Below are 26,760 nucleotides of genomic sequence, written 5' to 3' on the forward strand. Positions count from 1 at the left end.
AAGTCGCCCGGCCAGGACCAATCATATGTGGAAAACGGCGCGTTTCCGGGGATCCTCCGTTCGATCAAACTGGTCTCTCGCGCGCCCTTCCCCTAGGCTTTTCCTACCCTGCGCGAATGGCGCGAAACTGTCAGAACAAAAACCTTGAACGACGATACCCAGAACCTGACCCCGCCGACCCCATCGGATGATTACGCCCGCGTCGACATCGTCGACGAAATGAAAACGAGCTATCTCGATTACGCGATGAGCGTGATCGTATCCCGCGCGCTTCCCGATGTGCGTGATGGTCTCAAGCCGGTTCATCGCCGCATTCTGTTCGCCAGTCAGGAAGGCGGCTTTGTCGCCGGGCGCCCTTATCGCAAGAGCGCGAAAATCGTCGGTGACGTGATGGGTAACTACCACCCGCACGGCGACAGCGCGATTTACGACGCACTGGCGCGCATGACGCAGCCGTGGTCGATGCGGGTGCCGCTGATAGATGGTCAGGGTAACTTCGGTTCGATGGACCCCGATCCGCCGGCTTCGATGCGCTATACCGAAGCGCGCCTCGCACGGGTCGCCAATTCCTTGCTCGACGATCTCGACAAGGATACGGTCGATTTCGCGGATAACTATGATGGTTCGCGGCAGGAACCCACAGTTCTTCCTGCACGCTTCCCCAACCTGTTGGTGAACGGTGCGGGGGGCATCGCGGTCGGCATGGCGACCAATATCCCTCCGCATAATCTGGGGGAAGTGATCGACGGGTGCCTCGCTTACATCGAAAATCCCCATATCACGAGCGAAGAACTGTTCGAAATCATTCCGGGGCCGGATTTCCCGACTGCTCCGCTGATCCTCGGTCAGTCTGGTGCGAAAGCGGCGTACACCACTGGCCGCGGCTCTATTCTTATGCGCGCGCGGCATACCATTGAAACAGCGCGCGGGGATCGCGAATCGATCGTATTTACCTCCATCCCCTATCAGGTCGGCAAAGCCGGTCTGGTCGAGAAAATCGCCGAAGCTGCCAAAGACAAGCGGATCGAAGGTATCTCGGACATTCGCGACGAGTCTAACCGCGAGGGTGTGCGGGTGGTCATCGATCTCAAGCGGGACGCCACTGCAGAGGTCGTGCTTAATCAGATCTGGCGGCATACCCCTGCGCAAGCCAGCTTCCCGGCGAATATGCTGGCGATCCGTGGTGGGCGCCCTGAAACGCTCAGCCTGCGCGATATCATTCAGGCGTTCATCCATTTCCGCGAACAGGTCATCACGCGGCGCACCAAGTTCGAACTGAACAAGGCGCGTGAGCGAGCGCACGTCTTGCTCGGCTTGGTTGTTGCAGTCTCAAACCTCGATGAAGTGGTGGCGATGATCCGTGGATCGTCTAACCCTGCGGAAGCACGCGGCCGTCTGCTTTCGAAGGAATGGCCAATTGGCGATATCGCTCAGTATATCGCGCTCGTTGAGGCGATCGAACCGTCTGCCGATGAAAGCGGGGGCACCTATCGCCTGTCCGAGCGTCAGGTGCGTGCGATCCTCGAATTGCGCCTACACCGCCTGACGGCACTAGGCCGCGATGAAATCGGGGGCGAGTTGAAAGAACTCGCCATTGCGATCGAGGAATATCTCTCGATCCTTGCTGACCGAGTGAAACTCTACGGTGTCATGCGTGGTGAACTTGAGGAGATTCGCGACCTCTATGCCACTCCGCGCGTCAGTGAAATCGCTCCGGCGTGGGATGGTCTCGACGATGAAGACCTGATCGAACGGGACGATATGGTGGTCACTGTCACCCTCGACGGTTACATCAAGCGCACGCCTCTCTCGAGTTTCCGGGCACAGCATCGCGGCGGCAAGGGCCGTGCCGGGATGGCAACGAAGGATGAGGATGCCGTGTCGAACATGTTCGTCACCAGCACCCATAATCCGGTGTTGTTCTTCTCAACTGCAGGCAAAGCCTATCGTCTCAAAGTGTGGAAGCTGCCCGAAGGCGGTCCGACCACGCGTGGACGCCCCATCGTCAACCTGCTGCCTGCACTCGACGACGGCGAAACGATCGCCGCAGTCCTGCCTTTGCCGGAAGACGAAGATAGCTGGGGCGCACTTTCGGTCGTCTTTGCTACCGCCAGGGGAAGTGTGCGCCGCAACTCAATGGATGCATTCGCGAATATCCCGTCAAACGGCAAACTGGCGATGCGTTTCGAAGATGGGTCCGACGACAAGCTGATTGGTGTCGCCCTGCTCGATGCGACCGACGATGTCTTGCTCGCCAGTCGCAATGGCAAGGCGATCCGTTTCGCGGGCGAAGACGTTCGCGAGTTCACCAGTCGCACCTCTACCGGTGTGCGCGGGATGAACCTGAAGGATGGGGATGAGGTCGTTTCGCTGTCCATCCTGCACAAAGTGGGAACCGATTCCGAGGAGCGGGAGCAATATCTGCGCTTCGCTCCCTGGAAGGCAGAGAAAGAAGGCGAACCCGATCTGACACCCGAACGATTTGCCGAACTGGCAGAGCGTGAACAGTTCATCCTTACCGTCTGCGCCAACGGGTTTGGCAAGCTCTCGTCCGCCTACGAATACCGGCGCATCGGTCGTGGTGGGCAAGGCATCACCAATATCGACAACATCAAGCGGAACGGCCCGGTTGTCGCCAGCTTCACTGCTACACAGGCCGATCAGTTGATGCTGGTGACCGATCAGGCAAAGTTGATCCGCATCGGTCTGGATAGTTTGCGTGTAATTGGTCGCGGTTCGGCAGGGGTCAAGCTGTTCGACGTGGCTAAGGGTGAAACTATCGTCAGCGCGGTACGGATCGACGAAGACGAAGCGCCGGAAAGCGATGCTGAGGAAGCCATTGTCGAGGAAATGGTCGGCCGTGGAACGGAACAGACTGCGCCTCACACCACTCCGCAAAGCGATAGCGATATAGACGGCGACGAGCCCGACGCATAATCTGCCAGGCGGAAAGCTGAATCCAGCTCGGGCTTTGGGCTTAAGCATTCGCAAATTCCGCATCACCGATTATGGTGATGCGGAATTTGCAGGAATGTGGTTCCTGTAACGCACCGGGGGCATTGGCTGCCGCGATGCCGTCCTTATTACCCCTAATAGTCAGGCGCGATGATCGCGTCGCAGGCCTTGGATAATGCCGGTGCAGATCATGAACTGTCCCGCGTAATACAGCGGCCAGATCAACCACGAGGTCACGCTCTCGGGCAACGCCCCGCCCATGCGTGCGAAAATCAGCCAGTCGGAAACAATGAACAGTATGGCCCCAGCCCCGACATGATATCGACCGAACCGGCTAAGCCATGCACTTGCCGCCATAGCACCCAATCCAATGGCGTATATGCCAACACCTGCATCGCCTGACAGAAGCCATGAAATGATCGGCACCATAACCAACATCGTCAACGCCGCCGCGCGCTGTGCCCCGGTGACGTTCGTTCTACGGTTACGCCAATAGAGTCCGATCGCGATCAGATGGCCGATGAAGAAGATCGCTCCACCGACAATCGTGTCGAGCTCCATCCCCACATCGCCCGCCGCACCGAAGGCCATAATGATCGCCAACAGTCTTGCATCCAACGAATGATGCCGAACAAGTGCATATGGCACCAGAAAACCGACCGAGAGGCCCTTCAGCATCATGGCATAAACGCTGCCGATCCACGGTTCAGGCAAGAAATAAAATGCAATCGAAGCGGCAAGGCTAGCCAACAACCATGGGCGATCTTCGATTAGAGTGCGTCTTGGCATGGTCAGGTCATTCTCCCCGCCCCGCTTGCCCCAATGCTGGGTGCTATGCAATCGCACACCCCTTGCCGCATGGGGATAGCGAGACTAGGCGCGCGGTGACATGACACATCACGTACATATTATCGGCGGCGGTTTAGCGGGAAGCGAAGCGGCATGGCAGCTTGCCCGTCGCGGTTTCAAAGTGCGCCTCTCGGAAATGCGCGGCAGCGGAGAAATGACCCCTGCTCACCAGACCGATGGCCTGGCCGAACTGGTTTGTTCGAACTCTTTCCGTTCGGATGACGACACGAAAAATGCTGTCGGCTTGCTGCATCATGAAATGCGGCGGCTCGATTCGATCATTATGCAAGCAGGCGAGGCAGCGCGTGTTCCGGCTGGTTCGGCGATGGCCGTGGATCGCGATGTTTTTTCCGCCGGCGTGCAGCGCGCATTGGAGGAGCACCCGAACGTAACTGTCGTGCGCGAACGAATCGACGCCCTGCCCGCTTCCGGCCCCACCCTGATCGCCACCGGTCCTTTAACTGCCAGTGCCTTGGCGCAAAACATCGCGAAGGCAACAGGTGCGGATAGCCTGGCGTTCTTCGATGCCATTGCTCCTATCGTCCATCGGGATTCCATCGATATGGAAGTGGCTTGGTTCCAGAGCCGCTGGAACAAAGGAGATGGTAAGGACTACATCAACTGCCCGATGAATCGGGAGCAATACGCCACATTTGTGCAAGGCCTGATCGACGGCGAGAAAACCGAGTTTCGTGAGTGGGAAGCGGATACCCCATATTTCGAAGGCTGTATGCCGATTGAAGTGATGGCAGCGCGCGGACCGGAAACACTCCGCTTTGGCCCAATGAAGCCGGTCGGCCTGGACAATCCGCACGACACCACGCCAGATTTTCCGCAAGGCCGGTGGCCTTATGCTGTGGTCCAGTTGCGGCAGGATAACAAGCTCGGCACATTGTGGAACATGGTGGGCTTCCAGACGAAGCTGAAACACCGGGCACAGGTTGAACTGTTCCGCACGATACCAGGTTTGGAAAATGCAGAATTCGCACGACTTGGGGGGCTGCACCGCAATACTTTCATCAACTCGCCTGTGGTCCTCGATCGCGAACTGCGTCTTCGCGGTGCGGAACATATCCGCTTTGGCGGTCAGATCACCGGTTGCGAGGGTTATGTCGAAAGCTCTGCGGTCGGATTGCTCGCCGGTCTCATGCTGGCAAGCGAACTGACGGGTAAACCGTGGTCACCACCACCGCGCACCACCGCGATGGGTGCTTTGCTGGCGCACATTACCGGCGATGCGGAAGCGGAAAGCTATCAGCCGATGAACGTCAATTTTGGACTGTTCCCTCCACTTCACGACGTCAAAAAGAAGGCCCGCAAAGAAGCTTATACCGATCGTGCGAAGGCGGACTTCGGTGAATGGCTCGCCTCTATGAAAAGCGCCGCCACCTGACTCTTCGCTGGCCTAACACTTGCATTGCGACTTTTTATTGTGGCGCTTAGGAGCGGTAGTCGCAAATTCGGCCTGATCCAGAATTCCATCACCATTGCGGTCGGCCTTATCAAACCGATCGGCGGTGGCATGAGCCCATTCCTCGAATGAAAGGAGGTTGTTGCCGTCTTTATCCAGTTTACGGAACGCATCCGAGCGTGTCGAAAGCATTTCGTTACGTGTGATCCGCAAATCGCGATTGCGATCATAACGGAAAAAGCGCTGCTGCTCGCGAGTCAGTTCGGTAGCTTCCGGCGGTGCAGGTCCGCGCATATTCGCGGGAGCATCCGTCGGCAAATCACTAGAAGCTGGCAAAGGGGGCTCGGTCGATGGCGGCGGGGCATTGCGTTGCACTTCTGCCTTTCCTTGCCACCAGAACAGACCAACTGCGGATAAGGCCAATGCCGCAAAAGCGCCGAGCGCGACCCGTTTCATTTTCAATCATTCCATTTCAAGGGCGCGATCGCCTCGGCCGATAACCTACCTGCCGATCAAACCAACCCGCAGCGCGACAAATGCAGCGCTACGTCCGACGAGCAGAGGGGTTTCGGTTTTGAGCGAATGGCAAGCAAGCCGATCAAGCACCTGAATACCCCGGAGTGAGCGCGGGAGGATTACAGTGCCTTCAATCTGCCGCGCCAGATCAAGGGCCGCCTCATGTTCGACAGGCTCGCTGGTTTTCCAGGCGAAATCGACCAAAGCCCAGCGTTTTCCGGCCCGCGTCACGTGGTCAACCAGCGCCTCTTTTCCTGTCTGTGGGATAAAAGCGGCCAACGGCTGCGCCCGGCCTGCGGCAAACTGACTGATTGCAGCCGCTGACAGCGGCGCTTCACCCAATAGTTCTTCCCACCCATCGACCAATGCGAGCAACGCGTTCGTATCAGAGCCCCACATAACCTCAACTGCATCGAGTATTTGGTCGCCCTGTGCGCGTTCGACTGCGGGAAGCTTCAATTGATCGCGCCACCATGCCAGCCGGATTTGTCCGAGCATCGGTTCGCGTGCCTGAGCGACCTGTCGGGCCAACCGAGCATCAAGCGCGAAGTAGAGCTTCAGCGCGCGACGCAAAGCTGGCGCCATATGGGCCAGCGCCAGAGTGCGTTCTTCCGGAAAGGTAGTTGCGGCGAGCGGGTCAAGCACCGATGTATTGTCATTTGCCATGATGCATCCCACAACACGCGGAAGATATCGATCCCACTATTGGACTGATAAACGCTGCTGCCGCCGATAAAGCACATCGGCAGCAGCGCTCATCTCAGTTCAATCGCGGTAGCATACTTTCTTAGCCGCAGTGACAATCTTGTCCGCATCGATCAGCGCCATCGCTTCAAGGTTGGCCGCATAAGGCAGCGGCACATCTTCGTCGGTCACCCGCAACACGGGGGCGTCGAGATAATCGAACCCTTCCTCCATACAGATGGAAACGATCTCGGATGAGATCGAACAGGTTGGCCAGCCTTCCTCGGCAACGATCAGGCGATTTGTCTTCGCTAAACTTGCCAGAACGGTTTCCTTGTCGAGCGGCCGAAGGGTCCGCAGATCGATGACTTCCGCATCGATACCTTCTTCTCCCAGCCTCTCCGCTGCTTCAAGCGCGAAACCGACGCCTATCGAATAGCTGACAATCGTGACATCGCCGCCTTCGCGTACGATCCGTGCCTTGCCGATCGGCAGGACGAAATCATCCATATCCGGCAGTTCAAAACTGCGCCCGTAAACCAGCTCATTTTCGAGGAACACTACCGGATCCTCAGACCGGATTGCAGCCTTGAGCAGGCCCTTTGCATCGGCCGCATCATACGGTGCGATCACAATCAATCCCGGGACGCTGGCGTACCACGGTCCATAATTCTGGCTATGTTGCGCCCCGACCCGGCTAGCAGCGCCATTGGGCCCACGGAAGACGATCGGGCAACGCATCTGGCCGCCAGACATATAGTTTGTCTTGGCAGCAGAGTTGATAATGTGGTCAATCGCCTGCATCGCGAAGTTGAACGTCATAAATTCGACGATTGGTCGCAGACCGCCCATTGCCGCACCGGTGCCGATTCCGGCAAAACCATATTCGGTGATCGGGGTGTCAATGACACGTTTCGGGCCGAATTCATCAAGCAAGCCTTGAGTGACTTTGTAAGCGCCCTGATATTGGGCGACTTCTTCACCCATCACGAATACGCGGTCGTCTGCGCGCATTTCTTCCGCCATCGCATCGCGCAATGCTTCACGAACGGTCACCGTTACCATCGCGGTGCCTTCGGGCACCTCTGGATCATGGGCGGGGGTAGGTGCATTTGCTTCATTCGAAGCGACAATTGCCTTCGCGCCACCGGTAGCAGGTTCGCTGCCACGGCCGACGTCTTTGCCTTCTCCCGCGACATTATCCGAATTGGCATTCTGGCTCGCCGCAGGCTTGGACGCAGCATCGTCACCCTCACCCGCCATAGTGGCGATAACTTCACCCACCTTCACGTTCTCGGTCCCTTCCGGGACAACGATCTGACCGATCGTGCCTTCGTCGACCGCTTCGAACTCCATCGTCGCCTTATCGGTTTCGATTTCGGCAAGGATATCGCCAGCAGAAACGCTATCGCCTTCCTTTACCAGCCATTTGGCCAGCGTGCCCTCTTCCATCGTCGGCGAAAGGGCCGGCATCTTCAGCTCAATTGCCATCTCAGTATTTTCCCACCAGCACGTCGGTATAGAGTTCGGCCGCTTCGGGCTCGGGCGAGTTTTCGGCAAAGTCTGCCGCTTCGGAAACCGTCGCACGGATGCGCTTGTCGATTTCCTTCAATTCGTCCTCTGTTTTCCCGCGTTCGACCAACTCCTTTTTCGCGCGTTCGATCGGGTCGTTATGTTCACGCTGATCCTGCACTTCTTCACGTGTACGGTACTTCGCCGGGTCGGACATCGAATGCCCGCGATAGCGATAAGTATTGAGTTCAAGCAGGACCGGACCATTGCCTTCGCGGGCGTGCTTGAATGCGACCTCGGCTGCCTGGCGCACCTCCAGAACATCCATCCCGTTCACATCCATGCCGGGAATACGGAAAGCAGTACCGCGACGGTAAAATTCGGTCTCCGCACTCGAACGTTTAACCGCAGTACCCATCGCATACTGATTGTTTTCAATCGCGAACACGATCGGCAGCTTCCAGAGCGAGGCCATGTTGAAAGTTTCGTAAACTTGCCCCTGGTTGGCCGCGCCGTCCCCGAAATAGGCAAGGCAAAGACCCCCGTCATCCCGGTATTGATGTCCGAGAGCGAGCCCCCCTCCGAGCGAAACCTGCGCGCCGACGATACCGTGACCGCCGTAGAAGTTATGCTCCGTGCTGAACATGTGCATCGAGCCGCCCTTCCCCTTGGAAATGCCAGCTTCCCGCCCAGTCAGTTCGGCCATGATAATCCGGGGATCGATGCCATAAGCGAGCATATGCCCGTGATCGCGATAACCGGTAATCACGCTGTCGCGATCATTGTCGAGCGCACTCTGCAAGCCGATCGCGACTGCTTCCTGACCGATATATAGATGGCAAAAGCCACCAATCAGGCCGAGGCCGTAAAGCTGCCCTGCCCGCTCTTCAAACCGGCGAATCAACAGCATCTGCTCATAAAACCGCAACAACTCCTCGTCGCTGGCTTCATAGCGTGGCTGCTTCTGATGTTCTTCCTGCAGGCTCCGCAAGGCAGAATCGTTGTCCGGTTCTGCCTCATTCTTGGCGGCACGGGAACGATTGGATGCAACGGATTTTACTGCTGCCTTCGGGGCGGACTGCACTGTGGAAGCAGCCGGGGTCTTTCGCTTGCTGGCGGGCTTGGCCAATTCGCTATCCTCGTATGGTTTTCTCTGCCGGACAGGCCTCTGTCCGATACCGGCCCGCTATGGCCCAAGGCGCCGTGTGGCGCAACGCTCTGCATACGAAATCGCTGTTTCGACGCTACGGAACCGTATGCTCTGCTGGGGGTCAGTTTCCGGTGTCGGTTCCGTGACCGTCTTTACTATCCAGACTAATAACCACTTCATCGGGACGAACCGCATTGAGATCGCGGCGGATAAGCTCCCCCACGAGATCGGGATCCGCATGATTCGGATTCAGCGCATCCACAACGATCTTGAGCTCGTCGCGTTCGTGCTTCAGCTTTGCAATCTGAGCGTGCCGCTGATCGAGCTGACGCAGGTTTTCACTCCACGCCAGAAGCCCGCTGGGGCCCACAATTGCCAAACCGCCCAGCACGAGCAGGCACCCAAGCGCGATTGCTTGTACTGCCCGCTCCTTGGGAGATGTAATGCGGTGGCCTTCGTGCGTCATAAGGCTGACAGAATCACAAATGAATCAGCTATTCAAGGAGTTTCTTTGCAATATGCGACAGATCGGGCGCTGGCAGGCGCAAGATGCCTTTGTCCAATGGCCATGACTGCTGCTAGCTGACTGAGAATATGGCTTCCTCCAGTTTTCGTCACGCCCTGCGTCCGCTGCCGCTTCTGATGTTGATCATCCTTGGCTTCGTCCTTTGGTCGAGCTGGCGCACCGACACGGTCGTAACCGAACACGAAGGCCTCAGTTTTGCGTCTGGCGAGCTACTGGAGGCGCTGTCATCTTCGGAAAGCAATCTGAACACCCGGATTGTAGAACGATTTCGGGATCGGGATAGCATCAACTGCGCTGGCTTTGTGCGCGACGATCTGTCGGGAATCGCCTGCAACGAACGCGGCGGCTGGCATCTGCGCCTGCAAAGGGATGGTGCTTCGATTGCCACTGCGGACGGCGAGCAGGCAAAAGAGAATGATCTCGCCTTGGTTCGCGCGATTTCCGAAATGAAACGGCCACCTTAGCCGATTAGTGGAACCGTCGCGGTCTGGCAGGCGTTGGCTTTTCAAATGCGCGCCAGGTTCATGCCTTTAAAGCACATCGAAATTCAGGCATGAAACTCCACACGGTAAGAGTCTAATATCACAAACATTAATCAGGAATATTTAAAAGTGAATTACGCGGAAGTCCTCAAAGAACAAGTGATTGCTATGGCAGAAGGTTTTGTGGCAACATTGCCGCAACTGTTAATAGCCCTGATCGTTCTTGTTGCTACATGGGGAATTGCGCGATTCATTTCGCGTCTGGCTCGCAAAGCAGTTGAACGTGCACGATTGCGAGAAAGTCTCAAGCAACTGGTTCAAACGCTGGTCAGGCTTGGGGTGTGGCTGGTTGGCCTTTTGATCGCAGCTGCAATCGTGCTGCCCGGATTTACTCCTGGCAGCGCAATCGCCGGCCTGGGTATCGGCGCGCTGGCTATTGGGTTTGCATTTCAGGACATTTTTGAGAACTTCCTTGCGGGCGTTCTCATCATGCTGCGCGATAAAATGCGGATCGGCGACCTGATCGAAGTGGAAGGTGTGCTCGGCAAAGTCGAAAAAATCACACTGCGCGAAACGCATGTGCGCCAGCTGTCTAACGAACTGACGATCATGCCCAACTCCATCTTATTTAAGAATCCGGTCAAAATCCTCACCGATGACACAATACGGCGAAACGATCTGATCGTTGGCGTGGCATATGACACCGATCTGGAAATGGCCGAACGGGTGATTTTAGAAGCGATGGGCACGGTCGAGGCCATCGTTTCGGATCGCCCGGTGGTAGTGTATGCACAGGAATTCGGCGCGAGTTCGGTTGATTTTCTGGTCCAATGGTATGCTCAGTCTGCTTCACGCGACTTACGCAAGACAAAGGCAGAAGCGATCAAAGCCATCAAGAAGGCGCTGGATGAGGCTGGGATTGAAATACCGTTTCCTTACGTCACCCATACCTTCAAAGAGCCCGTGCCTCTTGCGCCATTGGCCTCTGCCAATTGACCCGTATAGCGCTTTCAGCAATTGCAAGCGCCGGGTCGCGTGACTATGGATCGCGCCCGGTGCGCCCGTAGCTCAGCAGGATAGAGCACCAGATTCCTAATCTGGGGGCCACAGGTTCGAATCCTGTCGGGCGCACCATTCAGTCTTCGATCGGGCTGCTGCACTCTGGGTATGAGGGGCAGGTCAGACTATTGTCTCGCCACCGAGGCCCTCACCTTTTTCGCCACTTCGGCAGCGTCAGTTCAACTCTTCCGGCGGGGCAACAGGAAAGGGTAGCGGGGCCACGGCAATCCCTTCCTCCATAAGGGATTCAGCTTCTTCACGTGACGCTTGCCCGTGAATCGGGGCCTGATCCCTTTCACCATAATGCATCGCCCGGCTTTCTTCAGCGAAGCGGTCGCCAACCCAGGTGCTTTTCTTGAGCGCTTCTGCCTGAGCTTGCGCCAAGGCCACCATCGCTTTTTCGACTTCAGGCGGCAATGGACCGGTTTTGACCGGCGCCCTCTCCACATCGGAGTTATCCGACATGTCAGAGGACTGCCGGATTTCAGAGCGCTGGTTGGATTTCGCAGGAACTGCTGGAGCCATAGGTGCCTTGGCAACATCGCTGGTATCGCATTCCGGGCAAATGACCAGGCCACATTCCTGCTGATCCATAAAATCGCTGGAGGAACCGAACCACCCTTCGAACCGGTGCCCATTGGCGCAATGTAAGTCGAAAACAATCATAACGGGCGCCTACATGGAGATTTCACGGCGATTGGCAAGGCTAGGCAGTTGCGAACGCACCTCCGAAATACGTGCCGGGTCGATCTCGGCAAAGCCAATTCCCGTATCACTCCCACCCATATCGAGCACGATATCGCCCCACGGATCGACCACGAGGCTGTGTCCATATGTTTCGCGTCCGTCCGCGTGCTTACCTACTTGCGCGGCCGCAATCACATATGCGCTTGCCTCTATTGCACGCGCGCGTTGCAATACATGCCAGTGGGCCTTGCCAGTAGTTACGGTGAAAGCAGCGGGCACGGCGATTGCATCGCACGATTTTCGCCCCAACGCTTCGAACAGGGCGGGGAAGCGCAAATCATAACATATGCTCAGGCCCAGTTTCCCGACCGGGCTATCAGCGGCAACGACTTTCTTGCCGGGAGTATAGGCATTCGATTCCCGCCAACTCTCACCTGTGGAGAGATCAACATCGAACATGTGAATTTTATCATAGCGGGCAACGATCCGGCCTGAATCATCGATCAGAAGCGAACGGTTGACCCATTTTTCGCCATCGCCCTTTAAGGCGAGAGAACCGATCGCAACCCAGATGCCGTGAATATCTGCGGACGTTCGCGCAGCGGCGAGAACCGGATTGTCTGTCTCAGGCACAATATGATGAGCAGCCCGCACCCGATCGCGATCGAGCAGTCCGCTCATTTCGGGGGTAAACAGGATTTTTGCCCCGCCCAGCGCCGCTTCGGTAACAGCTTCGGCAACGACAGCGGCATTTTCTTCCGGATCGATCCCGGCTGTCATCTGAAGCAAGGCGATGCGCGTCATTCGCCCGCCAGCAAAGCGTCTAATTTTCCGGCGTGATCAAGAGCGGCGAGATCGTCCGAGCCACCCACATGGGTTTCGCCAATGAAGATTTGCGGGACCGTTCTCGCATCAGGCGCGCGTTCCAGCATTTCCGCCTTCCTGGGCCCGCCCAGCGTGATGTCATATTCGGTGAATTCGACACCCTTGCTCTTAAGAAGGCCTTTCGCGCGTGAACAATATCCACATCCGAATTTCGTGTAAATTTCGACAGTTGGTACCGCCATTTCCATCCTTTCATCCGGGTGCGCGCCACGCTCTTGAAAGCGGTTGGGCCAACCCTATCTCATATCCGTTGCTGCGCCGTTTCACCGGGCAGCAATGAAAGAAACGCCGGGCGCCCGATGCGGGTCCGGCACGTCATTCAAATTGCTCGTAGGAGGATTTGTACCATGTCACGTCTCGATTTCACCCCCTATCGTCGCACCACCGTCGGGTTCGACCGTTTATTCGATTTGCTCGAAGGGCAAGTCCGCAATAATTCGGGAGATAACTATCCACCGTTCAACATAGAACGCCGTGGTGATGACGAATATCGCATCACTCTGGCGGTCGCCGGTTTCCGTCCGGCCGATATCGATATTACCGCGCAACAGAACTTGCTGGTAATTCAGGGCCGCAAGCGCGACGATGCGCCCGACGGCGAAATGTTGCATGTTGGCATCGCAAATCGCGGGTTCGAACGTCGTTTCGAACTGGCCGATTATGTCCGCGTCGATAATGCTGATCTCGCTGATGGTCTGTTGGTGATCGATCTCGTGAGAGAAGTGCCCGAAGCGATGAAGCCCAAGAAAATCGCCATTGGCGGGCAGCCAGCGCTCGAAGTCGTCAAGGATGACAAGAAAGCCGACGCAGCCTGATCGCGATTGTATTCATCGCATTTTTCAAGGGCGGCCTGCACAGGTCGCCCTTTTTGCATCGCGGCTCTCTCACCAACCGGAAAAACCGCTGATCACTCCGGCTCCTGATAAAATTTAGGGGACGGGCCCAAAGACCCGCCCCCAACGGCGATAACGCCGCCTCTTTCCGAAAGTGATCGTCCGGGTCGCAGAAGACGATCATCTCCGGTCGGAGCTTGTACTTTTGTCAGGATGAAGATGACGAAAAAGCCCCTCTCCCCCTGATCGTGTGAGTGAATACACCAGCGTACAACAATTACGTCGAATGATTCGAACTGCCTTTGTGGACAGTCGTTTATCATAAAGCAAATCTTAGCAGCTAATGCACAGAAATACTTGTATAAATTCGCTGCAAAACAGAGGTGAAAGTGTCTGACCGCAGCTTCAGGGGTTGAATTTGAGTCAGACCAAACGAGCCTGCCGAAGTGCCGCCTCAATAAAACCGGCGAACAGCGGATGGGGGTCGAAAGGTTTGGACTTCAGCTCTGGGTGGAACTGTACGCCAATAAACCACGGATGATCGGGTCGCTCGACGATTTCCGGCAGGAGTCCGTCGGGAGACATGCCAGAGAACACCAGCCCATCCCCTTCCAGCGCATCACGATACGCGGAATTGACCTCGTAACGATGGCGATGACGCTCACTGATCGACTCGGCACCACCATAGATCGAGCTGACACGGCTGTTGCGTGAAAGTCTCGCTTCGTATGCACCCAGTCGCATCGTGCCGCCAAGGTCGCCCTCAGAGCTACGCTGCTGGAGGCCTTCCTTGCTCATCCATTCGGTAATGATGCCGACAACCGGTTCATCAGTGTCACCGAATTCGGTCGAGCTGGCATGTTCATGCCCCGCGGCCCGCGCACTTTCGATGCACGCCATCTGCATACCGAGACAGATGCCCAGGAACGGAACATTGCGTTCACGCGCGAACCGAACCGATGCGATCTTGCCTTCGCTGCCGCGTTCCCCGAACCCGCCCGGCACCAGAATGCCGTGCATCGGTTCAAGACGGGCTGCGATATCGTCTTCGTCGCCTTCGAATATCTCGGCATCGATCCAGCGGATATTGACCTTCACACGGTTGGCCATGCCGCCATGGATCAGTGCTTCGTTCAGCGACTTGTAGGCATCTGGCAAGCCGACATATTTGCCGACAACGCCAATGGTCACTTCGCCTTCCGGATGCTCGTAGCGATCGATAATGTCATTCCACCGCGCCAGATCGGGTGCCGGCGCGTCGGTGATGAGGAAGTGGCGCAGCACTTCGGAATCGAGCCCTTCATGATGATACTGCAAAGGAACCGCATAGATGCTGCTGGCATCGAGTGCGGGGATGACCGCTTCCTTGCGGACATTGCAAAACAGCGCGATCTTCGCGCGTTCGCTATCCGGCAACGGATGTTCGCAACGGCACAGCAGAACATCCGGCTGAATGCCCAGCCCGGTCAATTCGCGCACAGAATGCTGCGTCGGTTTCGTCTTCAGTTCACCCGCCGCCGCGATATAGGGCACGAGGGTTACATGGACAAAGCAGGTATTGTCCCGGCCCAGTTCGTTACGCATCTGGCGCAACGCCTCGATGAAGGGCAGCCCTTCGATATCGCCGACTGTGCCGCCGATTTCGCACAATACGAAATCGAGATCGTCGGTATCAGCCTGTGCAAATTGTTTGATCGCATCGGTCACGTGCGGGATAACCTGCACCGTTGCACCGAGGTAGTCGCCCCGCCGTTCCTTCGCGATGATATCGCGATAGATTCGACCCGAGGTGATGTTATCGCCCTGATGCGCCGAAACGCCAGTGAAGCGTTCGTAGTGCCCAAGGTCGAGATCGGTTTCAGCACCATCGTCGGTGACGTAGACTTCGCCGTGCTGATAGGGGCTCATCGTGCCGGGATCGACGTTCAGGTACGGATCAAACTTGCGAATCCGAACGCGATATCCACGCGCCTGCAACAGAGCCGCGAGACTCGCTGCCATGAGACCTTTGCCGAGCGAGGAAACCACGCCGCCGGTGATAAAAATGTACCGCGCCATGGGGGTCGGGCCTTAAGCCGCATTCAGGAGTCGGCGCAAGCGGAATACGCACCGCTCGCGCCGCAATCCACAGCGGCGATTGAACAAAAAAGTTAGCCGGCAGCGCCGGACAGCGGATCGTCCTGAGCAGGAGCCTGTTGCGCGGGCGCCGCAGGAGCCGAGGCCGGTGCCGAGCGGTCAAGGGTCGATTCGATGCTTGACCCGCCGGTGCTGGTTTCAGCGGCCATCGCCGCCAGCACAATCGACAGTAGCACGAAAACAATCGCCAGCCACTTGGTTGCACGCGACAGGAAATCCGCCGCGCCGCGCGCACTCATCAGTCCCGTGGGATTGCCGCCGACACCCAGCCCGCCCCCTTCCGAGCGCTGCATCAGGATAACCCCGACGAGGGCTGCGGCGATGATCGCCTGAACGACAATGAGGAACAGAAAAAGTGAGGACATCGAACGGATACTCTAACAACAGGTTGTCGCGCATCTAAGCGCGCATGTGCGCCGGGGCAAGGGTACGGGCTGTTATGTTCTGCCCGTGCCGCTAGCTTTCCTGAACGTCGGCGCCCGCGGCAACGATGCCGAGGAAGCTTTCCGCAGTCAGGCTGGCACCACCCACCAGCGCACCACCGACATCGGCGGTTTCGAGGATTTCGCGGGCGTTTTCCGGTTTGACCGAACCGCCATAAAGGATGCGGACCGCCCCGCCCTGCTCCTCGCCAAAACGCTCAACCAGCAATGCCCGAATGGCACCATGCATTGCCGCAATATCGTCGGTGGTCGCAGTGCGGCCGGTGCCGATAGCCCAGATCGGTTCGTAAGCGACAGCGAGTCGCTCTGCTGCATCATCCAGCGTTTCAGGCAGCGAGGTGCGTAGCTGGGCAATCACGAAAGGCTCTGCATTTCCTGCGTTGCGGGTTTCCTCCGCTTCGCCGCAGCAAACTATCAGCTTCAGCCCGGCAGAAATGGCGGCATGACATTTCGCATTTACCAATTCATCGGTTTCGCCGTGGTTCTGGCGCCGTTCGCTATGTCCCAGAATAACGAATTTCGCACCGGCATCGGCCAGCATCGTCGCGGAGATATCGCCAGTATGCGCCCCCTCCACTTCGTGATGGCAATCCTGCGCGCCAACGCCGATCTGCTCCGCCTCGCGGTGAACCGGATGAATCAGCGTGTATGGCGGCGCAAGCGCGACCTCCACTTTCATGAGTCGTTGCGCCGAACGATCGATCGATCGAGCTTCGGAAAGCATCGAGCGTGTGCCGTTCATTTTCCAGTTACCGACGATGTACGGCCGGAGGGCCATGACGAAATCCTCACGTCTGTTGAATGCGATAGGAGGGATGCTCCCTGAATGGGAGCATCCCTATAGGATGCAGAATACCGATCCGGCTAGTCCGAGTTTGTAAATCGGTCAAAACGGATTGGACCTGTTGCGACAAATACGCAGGCCCTCTAAAGCGCGTGTCTGTATGCGCCAATGGCGCGCTGACCTGTTATCAGTGGAAGAAGTTAACCGCCACTATGCTCCAATCTTTTCGCAATGTCTTCAAAACGAAGTTCGGTGTCGCTTTTACGCTGGCATTCCTTGCACTTATCGCAGTCGCATTTGCCAGCGGCGATGTCGCCAGCAACGCCGCTTTCGGTGGAATAGCCGGGGGCGATAACGTCGCGTCAGTCGGCGGCGAAAAGGTCGGCAGCGCGGAATTCAGCCAGGCGATGACAGGCGCGCTCGATAATGTTCGCCAGCAGAACCCCACTGAATCGATGGCTTCCCTGATTGAACAGGGGGCGATGGACGATGTGCTGAACCAGTTGATCGACCGCAAAGCCTTGTCTCAGTTTGCCAACTCGATCGGGCTGCGCGCGGGCGATAATCTGGTGAACAGTGAAATACGCCGTATCCCGGCCTTTGCCGGGCCCAATGGCGAATTCGACGATTCTCTCTATCGCCAGATGCTGGCACAGCGCAAACTGACCGACCAGCAGGTCCGCACCGATCTGGCGCAAGGGTTGCTGGCGGAACAAGTGCTGGTGCCGGCTGCATTCGGCGCCAAAATGCCTTCGAAGATCGCGGCTCGCTATGCCGCGCTTATCAAGGAACGGCGCAAGGGCAGCGTCGCCATTTTGCCAAGCGACCTTTTCGCACCGAAGGGTAAACCGACGGAAAAGCAGCTCACCGCCTATTACGAAGCGAACAAAAAGAATTTCATCCGCCCCGAGCGCCGGATTCTGCGATACGCAGTTTTCGGTGACGAAGCGCTGGGCAATGTCGAACCGACGGATGCCGAGATCAAGGCGCGGTATGAAAAGAATAAGGCGTCGATGTATGCCGGGGGCGAGCAGCGCAAGCTGACTCAGCTGATCGTTCCCACCCAACAGGCTGCAGAAGATATTCGCAAGAAGGTCGATGCGGGTGGTTCGCTCGAACAATCGGCCCGTCAGGCTGGATTCGAAGTCAGTCACGTCGATGCCATTGATAGCAAGGATCTCGCTTCGCAGGCATCCGATGCAGTGGCCAAGGCTGTTTTTTCCGCGCCTCGCGGCAAGGTTGCGACGCCGGCGCGCGGCAGCTTGGGATGGTATGTTGTGCGGGTGGACGAAGTGAAAACCATCCCTTCGCGCACGCTCGATCAGGTGCGCGGGGAAATCGCAACTGCGCTCCGCGATGAAAAGCGGGCACAGGCGCTGTCCGAAATGTCGAGCGATATCGAGGACAGGTTCGACAACGGTGAATCTCTGTCTGACGTTGCCAAGACTCTGAAAGCAGACGTGAAATCGACCCAGCCACTTGTCGCAGATGGCCGTGTATATGGCGAAACACCGGGCGATATGGCTCCCGAAGTAATCCGTCCAGTTTTGCAAACCGCGTTCGAAATGGACGAAGGTCAGCCGCAAATTGCCGCGACTGCGGATCACAGTGGCTATATCATTTTCGAAACGTCGCAGATTACCGAATCCGCGGCCGCTCCAATGAAAGAGATCACCGACGATCTCACTCTTGCATGGCGCGCCAGCGAAGGAAGCAAGGCGGCCAAAGCTGCGGCAACGCGCGTTCTGGATCGGGTGAAAAAGGGGCAGAGCCTGCAAGCGGCAATCTCTGCCGAGAAGGTTAAACTTCCTGCCGTCGACGATCTCAACCTGACCCGCGAAGAACTCGCGAGAGCAGGACAGCGTGTCCCGCCTCCGCTGGCATTGATGTTCTCGATGGCGAAAGGCACGAGCAAGAAACTGGAAGGGCCCAACAATGCCGGTTGGTTCGTCGTTTCCCTGAAAGACATTGAACCGGGCAAGATCGATGCGAAGGATCCGCAGATCGCAGCGGCTCAGCAGACACTCGGCCAGATGCTCGGTCGTGAATATGCCGATTCTCTGCGGGCCGCCATCCGGGCCGATATGAAAGTCGAACGCAACCAGAAGGCGATCGACGCGGTACGTAAGCAACTCACCGGCGCCAACAACGCAAATTGACAGGAGGGCGAGCTGAGCGAATTGGCTCCCGATAACGCCCGCGCGGCGCGTGACGCTCTTGCAGCGGGCAAGCCTGCGCTCGTTTGGCGCAAGGTCCTCGCTGACACGGAAACCCCCATTGGCGCAGCGTTGAAGCTTATCGAGCCGGGCCGGGGCGACTTCCTGCTCGAATCGGTCGAAGGTGGCGAGGTACGCGGGCGTTACAGCATGGTCGGGCTCGACCCCGATCTCGTGTTCCGGGCACAAGGCAACCGGGCAGCGATCAATGCTGACTGGCGAACAGACCGCGAGGCTTTCCACGATTGCGATGGTGGGGCGCTGGAGGAATTGCGCGCGCTGGTCGCGTCGTGTCGGATCGACGTACCAGAGGGTTTACCCCCTGCCCTCACCTGTCTGGTCGGCTATTTCGGGTACGAAACAATTGGCCTGGTGGAAAAGCTGCCGCGCGCCCCCGATTCCGCGCTGCAATTGCCCGATATGCTGTTCGTGCGCCCTACAGTCCTGCTGGTGTTCGACCGACTGGGGGAAGAGCTGACTTGCGTCGCCCCCGTGTGGCCGAGTGCCGCCGTGCCTGATCGGGCCGTTGACGACGCGCAGGAACGGATCGACGAAACGCTGCGGAAACTGGAAAGCACCGTCCCGTCTTCTCCGGTGGCACACGATCTGCCGGATATGGCGCTCACACCGACAATGGCGGCGGGCGCATACGAAGCGATGGTCGATCGCGCCAAAGCCTATATCGAGGCGGGCGATGTGTTTCAGGTCGTGCTGGCGCAGCGTTTCACCTGCCCGTTCCCTCTGCCGCCGATTGCGCTCTACCGCGCGTTACGGCGCGTGAATCCCTCTCCGTTCCTCTATTTCCTTGACCTGCCTGGGTTTGCGGTCGTCGGATCGAGCCCTGAAATCCTTGTCCGGGTGCGCGACGGTGAAGTGACCATTCGCCCGATTGCTGGCACCCGTCCGCGCGGTAAAACGGCGGAGGCCGATCGGGAGGCCGAAGCAAGCCTGCTGGCCGATGCCAAGGAACGGGCGGAGCATCTGATGCTGCTCGATCTGGGCCGCAATGATGTTGGCCGGGTGGCCTCGCGCGGCAGTGTACAGGTCACCGACAGCTTCACGATAGAGCGTTACAGCCATGTGATGCACATCGTCAGCAATGTGATCGGCGCACTGGATCCGTCAAAAGATGCTCTCGACGCGCTGTTTGCGGGCTTCCCGGCAGGCACAGTCAGCGGGGCGCCGAAAGTACGTGCCTGTCAGATCATTGCTGAGCTGGAGCCGGAAACCCGTGGTGCCTATGCTGGCGGCGTCGGCTATTTCGCGCCCGACGGATCGGTCGACAGCTGCATCGTGCTGCGTACTGCAGTCGTCAAAGACGGGATCATGAACGTACAGGCCGGCGCCGGTATCGTGGCCGATAGCGACCCGGCATATGAACAGCGGGAATGCGAGGCGAAGGCAGGCGCTCTGTTCGCTGCCGCGCGTGAAGCTGCACGGATCGCCAGCGAGCCGGGTTTCGGCCAGTGAAGCGCGGATTGCCACTGGCGTTGCTGTTCGCACTGGCTGCATGTGGATCGCAGCAGGAGGGCGAGCCCGTCGAACGGATGGCCATAGGGCCGAACGGTGGAGGCAAGGCCCTCCCCACGGGCAAGGACAAGGCCAAGGCCAGCGATGCGCCCAGTCCGACGCCGACTGGGAGTGTCGCTTCCGTGTGCAAACAGGTCACATTCGATGGCGCCAAGCTGACGGACTGCATTGCCGATCCGGCAAAGCATCGCATCGCGCTGGTGCTCGGCCCCAGAGATGGGGCGCCTTATCGTGGCTTCGCTCAACTGGCAGCGAAGCGTTCGGATGATGCACCACCTGTTCTGTTCGCGATGAACGCAGGCATGTTCGATGGTGAAGGCAAGCCCATCGGATATTATGTGCAGGGCGGCAACCGGTTGAAGGAACTCAACCGCAACGACGGCCCCGGTAACTTCCATATGCAGCCCAACGGCGTTTTCTACGGCGGCAAAGGCGACTGGCATATCCGCACGAGCAACGATTTCTATCACAGCGTTGCGGACCGCCCTGACTTTGGCACGCAGAGTGGCCCGATGCTGTTGATCCGCGGCAAACTCCATCCCGAAATCACCGAAGACGGGCCAAGCCGCACAGTGCGAAACGGGGTCGGTATCGATCCGCAGGGCCGGGCCCATTTCGTGATTTCCGACGAAGCCATCAGCTTCGGCAAACTGGCGCGCTACTATCGCGATGTGGTGAAAGCGCAGGAGGCCCTCTATCTCGATGGCGGAGTCTCGGCCTTGTGGGATCCCGCGAGCGAGCGCATGGATAGCAGAGGCCCGCTTGGCCCCCTCGTGGTGGTAAGCGAGAAATAATCCACCGATCAGGAAGTTGCCATGACCGAACGCCGCACGCTCTATCCGCCGATCGAACCTTATGACAGTGGGATGATTGATGTTGGCCACGGTCATTCGCTCTATTGGGAACGTTGCGGCACACCGGGCGGAAAGCCGGTAGTATTCCTCCATGGCGGCCCCGGTGGCGGATGCAGCCCCGATCATCGCCGGCAGTTCGATCCTGCGTTGTATGATATTCTGTTGTTCGACCAACGCGGCTGCGGGCGTTCGACCCCGTTCGCCAGCCTCGATCACAACACCACGTGGGATCTGGTCAGCGATATAGAGCGGCTGCGCGAAATGTGCGGCCACGACAAATGGATGGTGTTCGGCGGCAGCTGGGGCTCAACACTCTCGCTCGCCTATGCCCAAACATATCCTGAGCGGACCAGCGAACTGGTTCTGCGTGGAATTTTTCTTGGCGGCCAGAGCGAATACGACTGGCTGTACCGCTACGGTGCCAGCGAACTCTACCCGGAAGAGTGGGACGCTTTTCGCAGCCATATCGCGGAAGACCGCCGGGGCGATTTGCTGGCCGCTTATGGTGAATTGCTGACAAGCGAAGACCGTGAAACCCGCGTTGCCGCCGCCAAGGCGTGGAGCCGGTGGGAAGGCGTCACCGTTACCCTGCTGCCCGATCCCGAAATGCTGGCCGATTTCACCGACGAAGCCCATGCGATCGCCTGCGCGCGGATCGAGAACCACTATTTCCGCCACATGTGCTGGCTCGAACCGGACCAGTTGCTGAAAGGGGCGGCGAAGTTGCGCGGTATCCCCGGCGTGATCGTTCAGGGGCGGCACGATTGCTGCACACCCCCCGCCGCGGCATGGGCACTGAAACAGGCGTGGCCGGAGGTCGAGCTGCAAATCGTGCCCGATGCCAGTCACCTTTTCTCGGAACCCGGCATAACCGATGGTTTGGTACGCGCCACCGATCGGTTTGCCGGAAAGAGCTGACCAGCCCGGCGGGGCTTGCCCCGCGCCGCACAACGCGCCAAGGGATCGCCCGATATGATCCTCGTCATCGATAACTACGATAGCTTCACCTGGAATCTGGTCCATTATCTGATGGAACTGGGCGCTCCGGTGCGGGTGGAGCGCAACGATGCGCTGACTGCGACACAGGCGATTGCGACCGGCGCCAGCGGTTTCCTGATCTCTCCCGGCCCCTGTACCCCGAACGAAGCAGGCATCAGCCTCGATCTGGTGGCGGCCTGTGCCGACGCGGAAAGGCCGTTGCTGGGCGTCTGCCTTGGCCATCAGTCTATCGGCCAGTATTTCGGCGGGCGCGTTGTGCGCGGGGGATTGATGCACGGCAAGACATCGTCTGTCAGCCATGACGGAACCGGTCTGTTCGCCGGGATACCCTCCCCCTTCACCGCTACCCGCTATCACTCGTTGGTGGTGGAAAACGTTCCCGCGGTGCTGAAGGTCAACGCGACGAGCGAGGATACCCACGTCATGGGGTTCCGCCACGAAACCCTGCCGATCCACGGGGTGCAGTTTCACCCGGAAAGCATCGCGACCGAACATGGCCACGCCGTGCTGGCCAATTTCGTAAACCTGTGCGGCCTCCAGAGGGAGGACGTGGCATGAGAACGCTGCCACAGGCCGAACCGCACCTGAGCGAGAGCGAAGCCGAAGAGGTCTTCGGATGGGTGCTCGACGGTGAAACGAGCGAAGACGAGATCGCCCGTTTCCTGTGCGCGCTGTCTGACCGGGGCGAAACCGCTGCCGAAATCGCCGGGGCCGCGCGGGCATTGCGTTCGCGGCTGATCCCGATCAACGCGCCTGCCGATGCCATCGACTGCTGCGGCACGGGCGGCGACGGGCACCACACGCTCAATGTATCGACCGCAGTTAGTCTGGTGGTGGCCGCGTCTGGCGTTCCGGTGGCCAAGCACGGTAATCGCGCCGCCAGCAGCAAAGCCGGGGCCGCCGATACGCTGGAACAGCTCGGGCTCGATATGGACGCAGCGGGAAGAACCGCTGAGAAGACATTGAACGAACTGGGCATTTGCTTCCTGTTCGCGAAGAACCATCATCCGGCGATGGCGCGCATCCAACCGATCCGCCAACGGCTTGCCCGGCGCACCATTTTCAACCTGATGGGGCCGCTCTCCAATCCTGCGGGGGTGCAGGGGCAGCTTATCGGGATTGCCCGCCCCGCATATGTTCCAATTTATGCGGAGGCACTTGCCCGCCTCGGCACAAAATGCGCGATGATTGTATCGGGCGACGAAGGGCTGGACGAGCTGAGCCTGGCAGGCGGCAACGAAGTGGCCGTGGTACAAGGCAACGATTTCGAGATGCGGCGCGTCGATGCCGCGCAGGCAAACCTGCCCCACGCCCCCATCGAAGCGATCCGGGGCGGCGATGCGGCTCACAATGCCAAGGCGCTGCGGGCGCTGCTGATGGGAACGCCCGGCCCTTATCGCGATGCTGTGTTGCTGAACGCGGCCGCCTGCTTCGTGGTGGCGGGTAAAACGTCGGATTATGCCGAAGGGGCGGCGATGGCGGTGGAATCGCTCGACTCTGGCAGAGCGGGCGTTTTGCTCGAACGCTGGATCGAGATGGCACGATAATGCGACCCAGCCAGCGGATCAGACAGTCATGAGCGATAAACTCGCTGAAATCTGCACGACCAAGCGTGAAGAGGTTGCCGCGCGCAAGGCGCTGGCCACTATCGACGACCTCGAACGCACCGCCCGCGATCAGACCGCGCCACGCGGTTTTCGCAATGCGCTCGAACGCAAGGCGGCAAACGGTTACGCGCTGATTGCGGAAATCAAGAAAGCATCACCCTCCAAGGGGCTGATCCGCCCTGATTTTCGCCCTGCCGAACATGCGGCTGCCTATCAGGCCGGGGGCGCTGCGTGCCTCTCGGTTTTGACCGATGCCCCCTATTTTCAGGGACATGAGGATTACCTTGCCGATGCGCGCCGCGCTTGCTCGCTGCCGGTGTTACGCAAGGACTTCATGGTCGATCCCTGGCAAGTGGCCGAAGCGCGTTCGATCGGGGCCGATGCCATCCTGATTATCGTCGCCGCGCTCGACGATAGTTTGATGGCGGAAATCGAAGCTGCGGCGATTGAGCGCGGAATGGACGTGCTGGTCGAAGTCCACGATCAGGGGGAAATGGAGCGGGCCGCGCGCCTGCAATCCCGCCTGATCGGTGTGAACAACCGAAATCTCAAGACGTTCCGCACCGATCTTGCCACGACCGAACAACTCGCGCCGCTTGCGCCAGAGGGAGCATTGCTGGTCGGGGAAAGCGGGATCAACACCCACGCGGATATCGAACGGCTCGCCCGGTGCAACGTCCGCACATTTCTGGTGGGCGAAAGTCTGATGCGACAAGCCGACGTCGAAGCGGCAACCCGCACTTTGCTGGAAGGATAACCTCCACCGACCGATCCTCTGTCCTACCTGCCCTCGCTGTGGCAGAAGGCGGTTATGGCTCACCTCGCCCCCTTGATTTCGGCACCCGTTTTCAGCGGCGAAATGGGCAGGTGGATTTTTCTTCTTCTGGACAGTGTAACATGCGGTCCATGTCTCCTGCTGGATCGAGCGATATCAAGGAGTTGGCAATGGCGCGTCTGACTCACCTGAATGCCGACGGCGCGGCCCGAATCGTGGACGTTGGCGGCAAGCCCGAAACCGCGCGCAAGGCCGTTGCCTCAGGCCGCATCACGATGTCAGAAACCGCGCTGGCAGCGATCAGCGATGGTGACGCGCCAAAGGGCGATGTTCTGGCCGCCGCGCGGATTGCCGGGATCATGGCGGCAAAGAAGACAGCGGACCTGATCCCGCTGTGTCATCCGCTGCCGCTGGAAACGGTCACAATCGACTTCGCGTTCGAACAGGGCGCGCTTTCGGTGACCGCATCGGCGGCGCTCACCGGCAAGACCGGGGTTGAAATGGAGGCAATGACAGCAGCTTGCGTGGCATTGCTGACAATATACGATATGGCCAAGGCGCTCGATAAGGGCATGGTGATCGATCAGGTTCGCCTGATCGCCAAAGATGGCGGCAAGTCTGGCCCGTGGCGCGCGGAGCCATGACGCCACCGATCCCTTTGAACGAGGCGCAGGCGCGCTTGTTGCAGGATGTCGTGCCGCTGGGAAGCGAGACGATCGAGACGGCGGCGGCATGCGGGCGATATCTGGCTGAACCGCTTGTTGCCCGCCGCACCCAACCGGTGGCCGACCTGTCATCGATGGATGGTTATGCGATGCGGGCCGACGACACAGGCGGGCCGTGGCAACTGGTGGGAGAGAGCGCCGCCGGTCATCCGTTTGCCGGTACGCTGGGCCGTGGAGAGGCAGTTCGCATCTCCACCGGCGCGCATATGCCGACGGACGCGGGTGCGATTCTGTTGCAGGAAAACGCCTGCACAGACGCTGGCACGGTGCGCGTCGCAGACCCCGAAGGGGACCGCCCGACAGATCGCTATATCCGGCGCAAGGGTTTCGACTTCACTGCGGGCGACACGCTCCTGAACGGTGGAACCCGGATCGATGCCGCAAGTCTGGCGCTCGCAATGGCCGCCGGCGTGTGGCAGCTCAAAGTCGGCGGCAGGCCCGTTGTCGCTATAATCGATTCGGGCGATGAATTGACTGCCCATGCCGATCCCGCCCGGCCCGATGCTCTGCCAGCGAGTAATGGGCCGATGCTCGCCGCGATGTGCAGCGAGCTGGCCGCGAGAGCCCTCGTGCAACCCCCTGTTGCCGATAGCCGCCGCGCTCTCCGCGAATCACTGGAGGCTGCCGCGGGCGCAGACGTGATTGTCACGACTGGCGGGGCGTCGGTCGGGGATCACGATCACATGCGAACCGCACTGGCAGACTGGGGCGCGACAATCGATTTCTGGCGAGTGGCCATTCGCCCTGGCAAGCCGCTGCTTGTCGCGCGCAAGGGCGGGATTATCGTGCTGGGTTTGCCCGGAAACCCCGTGTCGGCATTCGTCACCGCGCACCTCTTCCTGCTCCCTCTTCTGCGCCGGATGGGCGGGGCTGGCGATCCCCTGCCCCGCTTCATCGATGCCCGCTTGTCTGGCTCGCTGCCGGTCGGCGGTGCGCGGCAGGAATTCATGCGCGGCGTGTGGGCTGAAGGCGGGGTGGCGGCGATTGCAGAGCGCGACAGCAGCGCATTGCACGCACTGGCGAACGCTGACGTGCTGATCGAGCGGCCAATTGGCGCACCTGCGGCGCTGCATGGCGACAGCGTCCGGGTACTGGTGCTGAAAAATGGCGGAAATGCTTGACCCCGCCAAAAAGGTTGCCTA

At 58.9% G+C, this 26,760-nt stretch carries 26 protein-coding genes and 1 tRNA gene; 15 read left to right on the forward strand and 12 right to left on the reverse strand.

Features of this window, described 5'->3' with window-relative positions:
* Window positions 1-219 precede the first annotated feature (219 nt).
* A complete protein-coding gene (gene gyrA, locus D6858_RS11360) occupies window positions 220-2,937 on the forward strand; it encodes a DNA gyrase subunit A (protein ID WP_420823833.1) in 2,718 nt (905 codons plus the stop codon).
* Between the two features lie 159 nt (window positions 2,938-3,096).
* On the opposite strand, the gene D6858_RS11365 is transcribed toward gyrA, so the two are convergent.
* On the reverse strand, window positions 3,097-3,744 hold the full coding sequence (locus D6858_RS11365) for a lysoplasmalogenase family protein (protein ID WP_120110316.1): 648 nt from the start codon (window positions 3,742-3,744) through the stop codon (window positions 3,097-3,099).
* Window positions 3,745-3,844: 100 nt separating this feature from the next.
* Between D6858_RS11365 and trmFO the strand changes: the two genes are divergently transcribed.
* Window positions 3,845-5,197 (forward strand): methylenetetrahydrofolate--tRNA-(uracil(54)-C(5))-methyltransferase (FADH(2)-oxidizing) TrmFO, encoded by a 1,353-nt coding sequence (trmFO, locus tag D6858_RS11370; RefSeq protein ID WP_120110320.1) that lies wholly within the window; start codon window positions 3,845-3,847, stop codon window positions 5,195-5,197.
* A gap of 12 nt (window positions 5,198-5,209) precedes the next feature.
* On the opposite strand, the gene D6858_RS11375 is transcribed toward trmFO, so the two are convergent.
* From D6858_RS11375 to D6858_RS11395, 5 genes are all read right to left on the reverse strand, one after another.
* A complete protein-coding gene (locus D6858_RS11375; RefSeq protein WP_120110323.1) occupies window positions 5,210-5,671 on the reverse strand; it encodes an EF-hand domain-containing protein in 462 nt (153 codons plus the stop codon).
* Window positions 5,672-5,716: 45 nt separating this feature from the next.
* Complete coding sequence (locus tag D6858_RS11380; protein ID WP_120110327.1) at window positions 5,717-6,397, reverse strand: hypothetical protein; 681 nt, start codon at window positions 6,395-6,397, stop codon at window positions 5,717-5,719.
* 99 nt (window positions 6,398-6,496) lie between these two features.
* A complete protein-coding gene (locus D6858_RS11385; RefSeq protein ID WP_120110330.1) occupies window positions 6,497-7,906 on the reverse strand; it encodes a pyruvate dehydrogenase complex E1 component subunit beta in 1,410 nt (469 codons plus the stop codon).
* A 1-nt stretch (window position 7,907) separates the two neighbouring features.
* A complete protein-coding gene (gene pdhA, locus D6858_RS11390) occupies window positions 7,908-9,056 on the reverse strand; it encodes a pyruvate dehydrogenase (acetyl-transferring) E1 component subunit alpha (protein ID WP_120110332.1) in 1,149 nt (382 codons plus the stop codon).
* A 142-nt stretch (window positions 9,057-9,198) separates the two neighbouring features.
* Window positions 9,199-9,543 carry an FtsB family cell division protein gene (locus D6858_RS11395; RefSeq protein ID WP_120110336.1) on the reverse strand — a complete coding sequence of 115 codons (345 nt, stop codon included), beginning with the start codon at window positions 9,541-9,543 and terminating at the stop codon, window positions 9,199-9,201.
* A 176-nt stretch (window positions 9,544-9,719) separates the two neighbouring features.
* Here D6858_RS11395 and D6858_RS11400 point away from each other — a divergent pair, with 176 nt between their 5' ends.
* The 3 genes from D6858_RS11400 to D6858_RS11410 all read left to right on the forward strand — a co-directional run bounded on the left by D6858_RS11400 (window position 9,720) and on the right by D6858_RS11410 (window position 11,219).
* The gene (locus D6858_RS11400; RefSeq protein ID WP_133305283.1) at window positions 9,720-10,067 is read left to right on the forward strand and encodes a hypothetical protein; all 348 of its coding nucleotides are present in this window, start codon (window positions 9,720-9,722) and stop codon (window positions 10,065-10,067) included.
* A gap of 147 nt (window positions 10,068-10,214) precedes the next feature.
* Window positions 10,215-11,081: a mechanosensitive ion channel family protein gene (locus tag D6858_RS11405; RefSeq protein WP_120110343.1), complete on the forward strand. Its 867-nt coding sequence runs from the start codon at window positions 10,215-10,217 to the stop codon at window positions 11,079-11,081.
* A 61-nt stretch (window positions 11,082-11,142) separates the two neighbouring features.
* Window positions 11,143-11,219, forward strand: a tRNA-Arg gene (locus D6858_RS11410).
* A gap of 99 nt (window positions 11,220-11,318) precedes the next feature.
* Here the strand turns inward: D6858_RS11410 and D6858_RS11415 are convergent.
* The 3 genes from D6858_RS11415 to grxC are packed head-to-tail and all read right to left on the reverse strand — an operon-like array spanning window position 11,319 to window position 12,898.
* Window positions 11,319-11,810 (reverse strand): DUF1178 family protein, encoded by a 492-nt coding sequence (locus D6858_RS11415; protein ID WP_120110347.1) that lies wholly within the window; start codon window positions 11,808-11,810, stop codon window positions 11,319-11,321.
* Window positions 11,811-11,819: 9 nt separating this feature from the next.
* Window positions 11,820-12,635: a carbon-nitrogen hydrolase family protein gene (locus D6858_RS11420; RefSeq protein ID WP_120110350.1), complete on the reverse strand. Its 816-nt coding sequence runs from the start codon at window positions 12,633-12,635 to the stop codon at window positions 11,820-11,822.
* Window positions 12,632-12,898: a glutaredoxin 3 gene (gene grxC, locus D6858_RS11425; RefSeq protein ID WP_120110750.1), complete on the reverse strand. Its 267-nt coding sequence runs from the start codon at window positions 12,896-12,898 to the stop codon at window positions 12,632-12,634. Before grxC ends, D6858_RS11420 begins: the two co-directional genes overlap by 4 nt.
* 165 nt (window positions 12,899-13,063) lie before the next feature.
* Here grxC and D6858_RS11430 point away from each other — a divergent pair, with 165 nt between their 5' ends.
* Window positions 13,064-13,531, forward strand: a complete 468-nt coding sequence (locus tag D6858_RS11430) for an Hsp20 family protein (protein WP_120110354.1) — start codon at window positions 13,064-13,066, stop codon at window positions 13,529-13,531.
* A 441-nt stretch (window positions 13,532-13,972) separates the two neighbouring features.
* Here the strand turns inward: D6858_RS11430 and D6858_RS11435 are convergent, their stop codons facing one another.
* The 3 genes from D6858_RS11435 to tpiA all read right to left on the reverse strand — a co-directional run bounded on the left by D6858_RS11435 (window position 13,973) and on the right by tpiA (window position 16,906).
* The gene (locus tag D6858_RS11435; RefSeq protein ID WP_120110358.1) at window positions 13,973-15,607 is read right to left on the reverse strand and encodes a CTP synthase; all 1,635 of its coding nucleotides are present in this window, start codon (window positions 15,605-15,607) and stop codon (window positions 13,973-13,975) included.
* Between the two features lie 92 nt (window positions 15,608-15,699).
* The gene (gene secG / locus D6858_RS11440) at window positions 15,700-16,050 is read right to left on the reverse strand and encodes a preprotein translocase subunit SecG (protein ID WP_120110362.1); all 351 of its coding nucleotides are present in this window, start codon (window positions 16,048-16,050) and stop codon (window positions 15,700-15,702) included.
* Window positions 16,051-16,141: 91 nt separating this feature from the next.
* A complete protein-coding gene (gene tpiA / locus D6858_RS11445; protein WP_120110366.1) occupies window positions 16,142-16,906 on the reverse strand; it encodes a triose-phosphate isomerase in 765 nt (254 codons plus the stop codon).
* A gap of 158 nt (window positions 16,907-17,064) precedes the next feature.
* Between tpiA and D6858_RS11450 the strand changes: the two genes are divergently transcribed.
* From D6858_RS11450 to D6858_RS11490, 9 genes are all read left to right on the forward strand, one after another.
* Window positions 17,065-19,071: a peptidylprolyl isomerase gene (locus tag D6858_RS11450; RefSeq protein ID WP_240623822.1), complete on the forward strand. Its 2,007-nt coding sequence runs from the start codon at window positions 17,065-17,067 to the stop codon at window positions 19,069-19,071.
* A 21-nt stretch (window positions 19,072-19,092) separates the two neighbouring features.
* Window positions 19,093-20,598, forward strand: a complete 1,506-nt coding sequence (gene trpE, locus D6858_RS11455) for an anthranilate synthase component I (protein WP_225081492.1) — start codon at window positions 19,093-19,095, stop codon at window positions 20,596-20,598.
* Window positions 20,595-21,452, forward strand: coding sequence for a phosphodiester glycosidase family protein (locus tag D6858_RS11460; protein WP_225081491.1), 858 nt, complete (start codon window positions 20,595-20,597; stop codon window positions 21,450-21,452). The genes trpE and D6858_RS11460 overlap by 4 nt, the downstream gene beginning before the upstream one ends.
* Window positions 21,453-21,473: 21 nt before the next feature.
* The gene (gene pip / locus D6858_RS11465; protein WP_120110378.1) at window positions 21,474-22,430 is read left to right on the forward strand and encodes a prolyl aminopeptidase; all 957 of its coding nucleotides are present in this window, start codon (window positions 21,474-21,476) and stop codon (window positions 22,428-22,430) included.
* Window positions 22,431-22,484: 54 nt separating this feature from the next.
* Window positions 22,485-23,069, forward strand: a complete 585-nt coding sequence (locus D6858_RS11470; RefSeq protein ID WP_120110758.1) for an anthranilate synthase component II — start codon at window positions 22,485-22,487, stop codon at window positions 23,067-23,069.
* On the forward strand, window positions 23,066-24,058 hold the full coding sequence (gene trpD, locus D6858_RS11475) for an anthranilate phosphoribosyltransferase (RefSeq protein WP_120110381.1): 993 nt from the start codon (window positions 23,066-23,068) through the stop codon (window positions 24,056-24,058). Before D6858_RS11470 ends, trpD begins: the two co-directional genes overlap by 4 nt.
* 28 nt (window positions 24,059-24,086) lie before the next feature.
* The gene (gene trpC / locus D6858_RS11480; protein ID WP_120110383.1) at window positions 24,087-24,875 is read left to right on the forward strand and encodes an indole-3-glycerol phosphate synthase TrpC; all 789 of its coding nucleotides are present in this window, start codon (window positions 24,087-24,089) and stop codon (window positions 24,873-24,875) included.
* Between the two features lie 188 nt (window positions 24,876-25,063).
* Complete coding sequence (moaC, locus tag D6858_RS11485; RefSeq protein WP_120110761.1) at window positions 25,064-25,537, forward strand: cyclic pyranopterin monophosphate synthase MoaC; 474 nt, start codon at window positions 25,064-25,066, stop codon at window positions 25,535-25,537.
* The gene (locus D6858_RS11490) at window positions 25,534-26,739 is read left to right on the forward strand and encodes a molybdopterin molybdotransferase MoeA (protein ID WP_120110386.1); all 1,206 of its coding nucleotides are present in this window, start codon (window positions 25,534-25,536) and stop codon (window positions 26,737-26,739) included. Before moaC ends, D6858_RS11490 begins: the two co-directional genes overlap by 4 nt.
* The last annotated feature ends 21 nt before the right edge of the window (window positions 26,740-26,760 follow it).

This window comes from Tsuneonella suprasediminis, assembly GCF_003605755.1.
GTDB classification, from domain to species: domain Bacteria; phylum Pseudomonadota; class Alphaproteobacteria; order Sphingomonadales; family Sphingomonadaceae; genus Tsuneonella; species Tsuneonella suprasediminis.